Origin of the sequence: Photorhabdus tasmaniensis (genome assembly GCF_011189505.1) — a bacterium.
GTDB classification, from domain to species: domain Bacteria; phylum Pseudomonadota; class Gammaproteobacteria; order Enterobacterales; family Enterobacteriaceae; genus Photorhabdus; species Photorhabdus tasmaniensis.
Genome location: NZ_PUJU01000054.1, coordinates 1 through 11,894, shown reverse-complemented (window position 1 = coordinate 11,894; position 11,894 = coordinate 1). Strand labels below are relative to the sequence as shown.

The following is an 11,894-nucleotide window of genomic DNA, read 5'->3' as shown; positions in this document are numbered from 1 at the left end:
ACATGAGCCAATCCAGATCTTTTGCTGGTAAATGGCAATTTGCAGCGACTTCCGGCCAACTGATTACTGTTCAGCCGAATGGTACGTTGAACTTATCAACTGGGCAATCTGGAGCAATCAATCAGATGCTTAATGCCTATGGTGATAAGGAGGGTATTACCGGCCTTTGGTTACAGGCGGGTAATGGTCAATATCTGTCAGCAAATGGTAATACTCCTCAGGCTAATCAACCGCGCGATAGCGCGGTTATTGCAGAGATCAAATTGGAAACTATGGGAGCTAAGTTTCTCTTACGCCGCATCAGTAACAGCGGAGACAGCTATCTGGCGGCGCAACAATCTGAACTGGTTTGGTTGCCGGTGAGCGGTAATCCGCCCCAGACTGCTGAATTTATCCGTACCATAGTGACGGAAGATTTAGCTACCTTGCAGGATAGGGGAGCCGCGTTGGATTCAGATTTGCGTTTTGTTTATCTTGCTGAAGAAAATCTGGATGATATGTTGATAAAGGGTGCCGATTTATCTAATGCTGACTTGCATGATGCGACACTGAGCGACGCTCAACTATATGATGTCAATGTTGAGTATTGTAACTTTAGTGGTTGTGATCTAAGCAATACCGATCTGACAAAAATTCATGGTAAAAATACGCTTTTTGAAAGGTGTATCTTCGGTGATAACACTAATATGCCCAGCGCTGAAGTACCTGGTGCTGTTTTCCGTGGCTGTGTGAATAACGGCGGGCAGCCAATTTTGAGTGCTCTAAAAGCACCGGGGGCGGATTTCTCTGGTGCTTTATTATCCTCGGTGATAATGAATGATGCTGATTTATCTCAAGCGAATTTGGTTAATGTTGATCTAAACAGCGCGAGTTTGACTTCTTGCAATTTTACCGAGGCGATCATGACGTTGGTAAATTTGCAAAATACCACCTTGCAGGCGACTGATTTTAGCCAAGCCACGTTAGTCGGTACTGATTTTACCGGTGCGGATATCAATCATGTTAATTTCAGTGGTGCTAATCTGACCAACGCCCGATTATCGTTAACTACCGGTTATAGTCAACTTAACCTCAGCGACAGTACCTTATTAGCGACGGTACTGACAGGAATGGATTTGGTTGACGCCAAGATTACCGCCAAAACTGATTTTACTCAGGCACAAATGGATGGAGTCAATCTGAAGGAGCAGACGTTAGATAACGTCATATTCCTGATGGCGTCGATGAAGAAGGTCAATCTGGATTCTACGTCACTTAATGGCGCAGTTCTGGTCGGTGCTAATCTGGCCGGTGCCACTGTTCAGGGTAATGTCTCTTTAGTTGGAGCGAATCTGTCTAATGCGAGTCTGGAGAATGTTAATTTAACTGGCGCTCAATTTGGCGCTTTGTCCACCGTGGCATATCTGGATGAAACAGAGGCTCAGTCATTGGATAATCAGCAATTGCCTGAACAATTACGTCAAATACTGTATCAGGGAAAAGTGCTGATTAACGGTCAGGCAGAGGTGTTGGTTCGTCATCCGGGCCAGAACTGGCTGGTTGAGCATGATGGTAAACCGTTATTTATTCACTATCAGGATGGGCAATTAAACGTTGCACAAGATAATGGCGGTAATGCAGCAATTCTTGCCAATACATTTATGCCTAATGCCATTCTGACTGGCGCTAATCTCTATGCGGTTGATATGTCTGGCGCTCATTGGTACGGCAGTAATGCCAGAGCCGACAACGCCAATCTGGAACAAGTCAACTTGTCGAATGCTAACTTAGCTACCATGAATTTCACTCAGGCGCGGTTATATGGGGCGAATTTATCCTATGCCAATCTGGTAGGAACTAACTTTAGCAAGGCGATGCTGGAACCCACCCAAGGTCTTAAACCGGCATCTCTGGCCTTTGCTTCAATTCAAGGCACTATTTTCACTGAAGCTAAATTGACCGGGGCTAATCTGACTAATGGCGCAGTGGCTTTACCGTTTGAGGAAGCAGGCAAAAAGCTGACAGGTGTGCCTTTATTCAGTACGGCGCTTGAGCTGATGAGTTCATTAGATAATGGCGTGATCTCAAAGGAATTGCGTCAGGTATTTACCGATAATGGCTATAGTCTGCTGTCTGGTGCCAAAATCATTGATAAACAAAATGATCAGTATTGGGTCATATCCAATCAGCCGCCGGATACCGATTTGAGTTATCGGGGGTACTGTAACTTTACTGTGATTCGGGTAAGTGAAATCGGTAATAACCATCTGCAAATCTGCGGTGGATCGCCATTACGTGTTATCCGTACTGCGGCTGATAATACATTACAGCCGGTCAACATCGCTTTTGGGGTAACGATCGATATCACTCAGGCGATGAATGATGCCACCACTTGTCCAAGTGGTTTGCGTTATCAGTTACTGAATAGTGGTATCAGCTATCAGTCATTGATGACACCAGGATTGCCACCTCATCCGCCGAAATGCATTCCCAGCCCAACCGAATGGTGTTAATGAGTAAGCACAATAATCTGGTAAACGGCTAACTGGAGTAAAGAATATCACTATGGATATCAATATGATGAAAAGCGACAATCGGCCAATTACCATTATCGGTATGGGATGCTGTTAGTGGTAGCAGTAGATACTTTTGAACTTGACCAAATGGACAACTGATCTATGAAGTTATCTTAAACGTATAAACTTAGACTCAGGAGAATTCCCGTGGATAAAATAAGAACTGTTGCCGAAACTTTAGCAATATTACATCAGTATCATCATCTGGTTGGCATAGAACGGCAGCCAAAGCAACTGAAAACCTCAGATTTTGACGGCAAGGTAATCTTTTCTAACGATCCGAAGACAGCGACTGTGCCCCCGGCATTTTTTACGGTACAAACCATACAAGAGCTGAAAGAGCTCGGCGGTATACCTGACAGTGAATATGGCCCTGGCAAAATGGAACCCCACCATCCGTTGCCCGAACCGTTTTCTGCTGAACGGCTGGCAAATGTTACGGGTAATCATATTGATTTGTGCAAAGCTTTTCGGGCCTATATCTATAGTGATTCTGCTTTGGTCAAAGATTATGAAGAAATGCTTAATGCTAAACGCTTCCCGATGAAGATTGCGCTATACAGTGGCGAAAGTATTACTGTTACCGCAGATAATCCAGTGATTGTTGAAGATAAAGATGGCTATGGTGAGCCGGTTGCCTTGGTGTATGACCAGATAATCTTTGAACCGGGAGGTCAAATTATTTACCACACTAGCGGTAGCATCAACGCAAACAAGGTCATAGGGAATGAAGGCTCTGCAAAAGAGAACATTGTCAATAGAGGCCATGATGGTGCCGAAGGTCTTGAGGGTGAACCAGGAAATGTTGGGGCTGATGGCAGCAATGGTAGTGAGGGAGTGGGTCATAAAAACGGCTGTTACTTTGACGGCACACCAGGTACTGATGGAACCTGCGGTGCTGTCGGAGCAATCGGGGGGAATGGCGCACCAGGTGAAAATGTCAATGACCTGACTATGAATGTTCAATCTCTTACTGGGTTAATACGGATGCTATCGAAAGGTGGTAACGGAGGTAATGGTGGACATGGCGGTATGGGGGGCCATGGGGGGCGTGGGGGTAATGGGGGTACGGTGACAACATCCTGGGATTACCAGTGGTGTGTTCCTGGGTGTGGAGGAAATGGGGGGCCAGGAGGAGATGGAGGTAATGGGGGTAATGGGGGGAAAGGTGGGGACAGCGGTAACATATATATTAATTTCTCTGACGGTAATCCAATACTTGATGTTGCGTCATTTGGTGGTCTTGGCGGGGAAGGTGGGAAAAGCGGGTTTGGCAGAACTGGCGGGTATCCTGGAGATCCCCATAGAGGAAACTCTTCAGGAGCCTGTGCAAATAAACAAGGGCCCAACGGTAGAGGTGGTGTACAAGGAAAGACTGGTACAGATGGTTCGAAAGGAGAATTTGGCGATGACGGTGAATGCGGCAAGATATATATCAACGGTCATGAGCGGAAATCTAATTCCTAGTGGTGCCGCAATCAGACAGATCTGAACGACTATCAATGAGGGCGATGGGTTCAGATCTTCGGGGTAAACACAATAATCTGGTAAACAATTCATCGGAGTAAAAAATATCACTATGGATATCAATATGATGAAAAGTAACAATATGCCGATTGCCATTATCAGCATGGGCTGCCGTTTTCCGGGGGGAGTTAGCTCCCCAGAGGAATTTTGGCATCTGTTGTGCGGTTCAAGTGATGTTATTACCCCAGTGCCACCTGAGCGTTGGTCAACGCAGGCTTATAGTTCCCGGGATCGTAATCTGCCGGGACGAATGGTGGCGCGTGAGGGAGGATTTATCGCTGATGTGGCCGGCTTTGATGCGGCAGTGTTTGATATCAGTAATACAGAAGCGCCTTTTATCGATCCACAACATCGTTTGATGTTGCAGGTGACATGGGAAACACTGGAACGCGCAAAGATACCGCCAAAATCGTTGGCAGGTCAGGCGGTTGGTGTGTATATCGGTGCTTTCACTCATGATTATATGCACTTGCAATTTACCGATTTACGCCGGGCAACGGGTTATACTTCAACGGGGGCAATGGGGACCATGCTGTCAAACCGTATCTCCCATGCGTTTGATTTTCAGGGTCCGTCCTTAACCATCGATAGCGCCTGTTCATCGTCCTTATTGGCAGTACATCTGGCTTGCGACAGTTTGCGTCGTGGAGAATCACAACTGGCGTTGGCGGGTGGAAGCCAGTTGATGCTGATGCCTGATTTTTCGGTAGTAGAAAGCCGTACCGGATTTTTATCGCTTACCAACCGTTGCCACAGTTTTTCAGCTAATGCTGATGGTTATGTGCGTAGTGAAGGAATTGGCGCTGTTTTACTAAAACCCTTGAGCGCAGCTTTGCAGGATGGTGATCCTATATTAGCCGTGATCCACGGTTCAGCTGCAAATCAGGATGGCCGAACTTCTACCATCACTCAACCAAGCAGTACCGCACAGCAACAGGTGATCTGTACAGCTTGTATTCAGGCGGGGATTTCTCCAGAAGAGATTGATTATATTGAAGCTCATGGTACTGGAACGGCGGTAGGTGATCCGATAGAAGCAGAAGCTCTGGGGCGGGTATGCCGTCCAAGACCGACAGATCGCCCATTACTGATCGGTGCCTGTAAATCCGTGATTGGTCATACGGAAGCTGCCGCAGGTATTGCTGGATTGATTAAAGCAGTATTGTGTTTACAGCGAGGACAAGTGCCGGGCAATCTACATGCAGATCCGCCTAATCCCTATATCCATTTTACGGAATTAGGCTTGCAAATCCCCCGGCAGTTAACGCCGTTGTCTGAAGGCAGGGTCATTGCAGGAGTGAATGCCTTTGGTTTTGGCGGGACGAATGTCCATGTGGTGTTGAGCAATAATACTGCGCCTTCCGAACAATTTCAGGCAAGGCAAGAGCAGGCTTTCATGTTGCCGTTGTCTGCACAGTCTGAATTTTCCTTGAAGCAGCAGGCACAAAACATTGCCGATTTACTGCAACAAAAGCCAGATATTGCCCTTGATGATCTGTGCTATAGCTTGGCGACTACTCGCCACTGCTTTCCGTTGCGTAAGGGGGTCGCATTCAGTAACCGAAAACAATTGCAACAACAGCTAACTAATCTGAATGTACCGTCGCAGCGTAATGGTAAAAAAGTGGATCGTTTGGCCTGGATATTTGCTGGCATTGGCAGTGAAGTTTGGAAAGATTCTGTTGTTTGGTTCCAGCAATTTCCTGAGTTTACTGAGCAGTTCAAGCGTTGTGAAGCAATTTGGACGGGGTTTTCTGCCCCTTCCTTATATGCTGCATTGATCTCTGCCGATGAGTTGATAGAGCCGCCAATGCAGTTTGCCGTTCAGGTATCAATGGCTGCGCAGTTGCAGAAGTGGGGGTTCAGACCAGCGGCATTACTGGGTCATAGTTCTGGTGAAATGGCGGCTTGTTATCTGGCGGGAATTTATGACCTGACGCAGGCGCTGACACTTTTACACCAGCGTTACCATTATCTGCAACGTGTGCTGAATAAAGGTGGGGGATTGTTGATCGTAGCCGCTACGGTGGAGCAGATACTCCCTCATTTATCTGCCCCGGATACTAAACCTGCTGTGATGATAGCTGGACGGAATAGCCCCGATCGTTGCTTGTTGTCTGGACCTGTAAGCGAATTGGCCGCCATTTCTGAACGCTTAAAACATCAGAGGATCGCCAGTAGTCGGCTTAATTATAGAATTGCTTCTCATTCCCCCTATTTGGAGTCAATCAGGGCAGGGTTGGCTGCGGATGCAGCAACGGTTCCTGCGGCAAAACCCTTGTTGCCGGTATTTTCATCAGTCACAGGTGAGTTAATTAATGATAAGTTGAGCCCTGAGCATTGGGCTGACAATGTGGTCAGTCCATTCCGTTTTGACGATGCAGTAGAAAATATGCTCAAAGCGGGTTTCCACCATTTTCTTGAAATTTCACCTCAATCCCTGCTAAGTGGTGGATTGCAAGATTGGAGTAAACCTTATCGCGGACAAGTGTTTGCCTGTCGCTCGGGGCAGAACTGGCCTCAGCTATTGGGCCAATTATTTGAAGCCGGTGTTGAGCCTGACTGGCGAGCTCTTATGCCGGCAGCTCGTCCAATCGATCTGCCAACCTACCCTTGGCATCAGCAATCTTATTGGCATGAACCAGAGATCAGCCGTCGTCGTCGGCTGCGTACATTGAGTGGTGTGCTATTGGGTGAAGCCCAGCCGGGTAACGAGAGTTGGCTGGCTGAACTGGCTGTGGAACAAGTGCCTTGGTTACTCGATCATGTCGTCATGGGGAATGCAATGTTTCCGGCTGCCGGTTATATCGAAGTTATGCTGGCGGCGGCGCGTATCTGTTTTCCTGGTGTTGGGTTGGCTTTTGATAATGTTGGATTGCAGTCGGCTTTACTGCTGGAATCAGGCATGGAATTCAGGCTAAAAACACAGTTGGATCGTCAACGGATGGAAGTACAGGTCTATATTACCCGTAATCTGGACGAAGATGCACAGTACCAACTTGCCGCCAGTGCACAGGTGAATATCGTTGTACCGGGTGCCACCGCCTGTACGCCTCCTCAATGGGTTGCAAATGACCGTTATCCTGTCATGCGGGATCAGGCGGTATTATATCAGGCATTCCAACATCTGCATTTCAGCTACAGCGGGGTGTTCCGTCCTCTGTGCCATGCGCTTATCGGTGAAGAAGAAACCATCTGTGAGATTGAGTTGCCACCTGCACCAGAGGGAATGGGTTTCCATCCGGCGGCTTTAGATGGCATTTTCCAGTCGCTGCTAGTAATTCAGTCTGCTGATGTTAAGGCTCCGATCTCTGCCAGCGATTTCCGTATCCCAGTGAGTATTCAGCATCTGCGTATTAATGGCAAATTGTCAGGCCGGGTTCGTGCGCATGCTCGTACTACTAAGCAGACGAGACAACAGTGGCTGGGTGATATCGATGTGTATACTGACAGCGGCAGACTGATTTGCCAAATTAGTGGATTTTGTGTTCAGCTTGTCAGTAACAAAAAAAGCAGCTTACAGCCCGGGCTTCACAATTTGGTGGTCGGTCAACCGCTGTGGCGCAAAGTACCCCCTCAGCCATCAACCGAGCCTTTAGCGCAATGGGCTATTCTAGGTGGTGAAACTGCGCTGGCGGAAGAATTGGCGGGTGAATTGCAACGACGCGGTGGGTATGCCTCACTCCATTCTGGCCTGCCTGACAGTTATCAGAAAATGCAGGCGCTGGTTAATACACTTCCCACTGAGACTGAAAAGATATTGATCCTTTGGCCATTACAGGCGCCACAAATGGCTTATCATTCTTTGATCCATTTGTGTACGGCACTGGCAGAACGATCAGTGAAACCACGTTTGTGGATTATGACTCAATGTGCTCATCAGATAACAGAACAAGATCTGCCTGATCCGTTTGCGGCGGCATTATGGGGAATGATGCGGGTTATTGGTCAGCAAGAAGCGACGGCATTGTGGGGTGGGTTACTGGATATTGACAGTACCACAGTACCAATCCGGTGGTGGGATGTGCTATTAACCGATGATGGCGAAGATCAACTGGCTCTGCGTCATGATCAGCGTTATGTCCTGCGCCTTGTGCCATTGCCAGAAATACCCGTGTTGCCGCCAGTGCGTTTTCGTCCGGATGGTTGCTATCTGCTGACGGGTGCCTTTGGTGATATGGGGCGTCAGTTGATTCCCTGGATGGTGCAACATGGTGCCCGTCATTTACTGTTGGTTGGGCGTCGTCATACGCTTGAAACGGATGAGCGGATGTTACTGGAAACACTGCACCAACAAGGAGTCGAGGCTGATTACCTGCCGATTGATCTCGGTGATGTGGAAATGACTAAAATTTGTCTGGGCCAGTATCGGCAACAGGCTAGTCAGCCGATGCGTGGCGTGATTCATTGTGCCGCACATGTTGAAGATCAGGGGTATCGTGAACTGAGTACCCAAGCGTTCGATAGGGTGTTTGCAGCTAAAGCATCAGCCGCCTGGACATTGCACCAGGTATTGGCCGATGCCCCTCTGGAGCATTTCGTGATGTTTTCCTCGTTGGGGGCATTATTGGCTTTGCCTGGTATGGCATCTTATGCAGCGGCTAACGCCATGCTGGATAGTCTGGCCTATCTGCGGTGCCAACAAGGTTTACCCGCGTTAAGCCTTAATTGGGGGCCGTGGAAAGCGGGAATTGCTCTACGGGATAGCCGTACGCTCCTGGTACTGGAAAACAGCGGATTACAGCCATTCAGTCCAGAAGAGGGATTAGCTACGCTAGATCGTTTGTTTGCTCGAATTGAGCCACAACTGGTACCGTTTTTGACTGATTGGTCAAGTTTACTCTCCGGGCCAATGCGCCATCTGGCGCTATTGCGTGATATTCAGCAAGAAAGTTTGGTTCAGGCTTTACCCGCAAACACAGGGTTTGAGGTAAATAATCCGGATGATGTCGTCAGTCTGCTACAGGCTTTCTGTGGTGAGGTTATCGGGGTGCAAGCCGAAGTTTTCCATCCCGATCTACCGCTGGCCGACAATGGTATTGATTCTTTGAATGGTTTGATGGTGGTACAAAAGATCAATAAGCAATTACGTTTGGATATTCCGCTGGAATTGCTATTAAGCGATAAACCGCTGTCGGAACTTGCATCGTTGATTACGTATCGACTGCAAATTAAGTTAATTGCGAAGCAGGAATGATCTTAGCAAAAACCGCCGTAAACCCTTGCCCAGTGCGGGCAGGGATATAAGGCGAAAAGCCCAAAGGGCTTTAAGGCGGGCTACTGCGACGTATCCTGACTGAATGGATATCTGCCGGTAAAACAGGCTAAAATGAATGCACTTTATCAATGAGCTCTGAATATGTTAAGAGCGACCAAAGTCCGCCTCTACCCCACACCCGAACAGGCCGAGTATCTTAATGGCCAGTTCGGCGCGGTCCGTTTTGCGTACAACAAGGCGCTGCACCTTAAAAAGCTGGCTTACAAACGTCACGGCGTGAGTTTAAATCCGCGCAAAGACCTCAAACCGCTCCTGGCGGTCGCGAAGAAATCCCGCAAGTACGCCTGGCTCAAGGCATATGACGCTATCGCGTTACAGCAGGCAGTGCTCAATCTGCATACTGCGTTTGATAATTTCTTCAATCCGAAGTTGCGCGCCCAATTTCCCACGTTCAAACGCAAACAGGGCAAGCAATCGAGCTATCACTGTGTTGGGGTGAAAGTGCTGGAGGGTGCGGTGAAGCTCCCGAAATTGTCACCGATAAAGGCGCGCATACACCGAGAAATTGAAGGGGAAGTGAAGAGCATTACGCTGTCCCGAACCGCCACGGGAAAATATTTCGCCGCTATCCTGTGTGACGATGGAAAAGAGGCGCGGGAAAAGCCGGGCGTAATCACCCGCGTGACCGGTTGCGATATGGGTTTGTCCCACTATCTTATCGAGTCGAATGGGGAGAAGGTCAATAACCCGCGTCACCTAATCAACGCCACCCGTAACCTGCGTCGAAAGCAGAAATCGCTGTCCCGCAAACAAAAGGGCAGTGCTAACCGCGGCAAGGCCCGATTACGTCTGGCGGCAGTCCATGAGCGGGTAGCTAATGCCCGCGCCGATTTTCAACACAAACTCTCTCGAACAATGGTTGACGAAAACCAAGCGCTCATTGTTGAGACACTAAAATCGGCCAACATGATGAAGGATCACCGCATTGCCCGCGCTATCGGGGATGCGGGCTGGCATGGTTTCATCAAGAAACTGGAATACAAAGCCGCAGCAGCGGGCGTCCATCTGGTCAAACTGGATCAGTGGTTCGCCAGTTCGAAAACCTGTCATTGCTGCGGTCACAAAATGCCGGAAATGCCGCTGCATAAGCGGCTCTGGCAATGCCCTTTCTGTCGAGTCGAACATGATCGCGATATCAATGCGGCGCTCAACATCCAGCGCAAGGGCATAACAGCATTACAGGCGGCAGGACTCGTCGTTTCTGCCCACGGAGGCCAGTGTAAATCCGTCATAAAGACGGTTGCGGCCTGAGAAGTGGGAAGCCTCGCCGTTTTTTACGGCGGGGAGCAGTCACAATTGTTTAACCAAAACATTTTCTGAAAGCCCGATAGGGCTTTCAGATTGTTGACGTTCAGCGTTTCGACTATCACGGCTAAAAGAATATAACATCTCCAGCCTTATCGCCTTTTTTTAGCATTTAATACATCGCATTCCCCATTATCAGAATTAAATAACTCGATATTGATCACATTTCGTACTATCCATTCAGACAGATAAATAATAACGCATTAGAATATTTTAATTATGACACTATCAAATTATCAATATTTTCTATGGAAAGATTCCCGTTTTATCACCAAAGCCAGATTAACTTAAGCAAAGAGAGAGTACGATGGAGCAACGCAACAACTCGATGGTCAGGGCCACGAGTTATCTTCTAATTTATCTGACCGCCGTTTATCCCCTTCATCCGGCTATTGCGGCTGGGATAACGCCGGATAACAGCCAAACACAGGTACAAAATCAGGGTAATATCCCGGTTGTCAATATCGCCACACCAAATGACGCCGGGATATCCCATAACACCTATCAATAGTTTAACGTTGCCACTCAAGGTGCCGTACTCAATAACGCCACTCAGGCAGCCCAATCACAACTGGCCGGGCAACTTAACGCCAACCCGAACCTAAAGGGCAAAGCGGCGGAACTGATTATCAATGAAGTCACCGGCAACGGGCGCTCTGAGCTGCAAGGTCAGCTGGAAATTGTCGGCAATAAAGCCAATGTGATGATTGCTAACCCCAACGGCATTACCTGTGACGGCTGTGGTTTTATCAATACTGCCAGTGCCACCCTGACCACCGGTAAACCCCAGTTTGACAAACAGGGTGCGCTGGAAGCGCTAGAAGTTAAACAAGGCCAGATCACCATTGGCGGCAAAGGGCTGGATGGCAAAGCGACGGATTATGTCGATATCATCAGCCGGGCGACGGAATTAAATGGCAAGATTCAGGCCAACACCTTGTCACTGACGCAAGGGGCCAACCGCATCAGCTTAAAAGACGGCACAGTCAACTCTCTCGCCGGAGAAGGCGCTAAACCGCAATTAGCCATTGATACCAAAGCGCTGGGCGGCATGTATGCCAATAAAATCCGGCTGGTGGCTACTGAAGATGGCGTTGGGGTTAATTTGAAAGAGTTAACCAGCGACCGGCGTGATATCACCTTAAACGCTAATGGCAAAATTGAATTAGGCAATATCAACGCTAAAACCGACTTAAATATTATCGGCAAAGAAACTAATATTGCTCCCA

4 protein-coding genes and 1 pseudogene are annotated in these 11,894 nt (G+C 48.3%); all 5 read left to right on the top strand.

The window, feature by feature from the left end; genetic code table 11:
• Positions 1-2: 2 nt before the first annotated feature.
• Complete coding sequence (locus C5471_RS19215) at positions 3-2,492, top strand: pentapeptide repeat-containing protein (RefSeq protein WP_133815201.1); 2,490 nt, start codon at positions 3-5, stop codon at positions 2,490-2,492.
• A gap of 210 nt (positions 2,493-2,702) precedes the next feature.
• On the top strand, positions 2,703-4,022 hold the full coding sequence (locus C5471_RS19210) for a collagen-like protein (RefSeq protein ID WP_133815200.1): 1,320 nt from the start codon (positions 2,703-2,705) through the stop codon (positions 4,020-4,022).
• A 124-nt stretch (positions 4,023-4,146) separates the two neighbouring features.
• Complete coding sequence (locus C5471_RS19205) at positions 4,147-9,279, top strand: type I polyketide synthase (RefSeq protein WP_166296271.1); 5,133 nt, start codon at positions 4,147-4,149, stop codon at positions 9,277-9,279.
• 162 nt (positions 9,280-9,441) lie between these two features.
• Entirely contained in the window at positions 9,442-10,611 is a 1,170-nt protein-coding gene (locus tag C5471_RS19200; RefSeq protein WP_133815198.1) for an RNA-guided endonuclease InsQ/TnpB family protein, read from the top strand.
• Between the two features lie 361 nt (positions 10,612-10,972).
• Positions 10,973-11,894: pseudogene (locus C5471_RS19195) on the top strand (filamentous hemagglutinin N-terminal domain-containing protein); the annotation flags it as partial.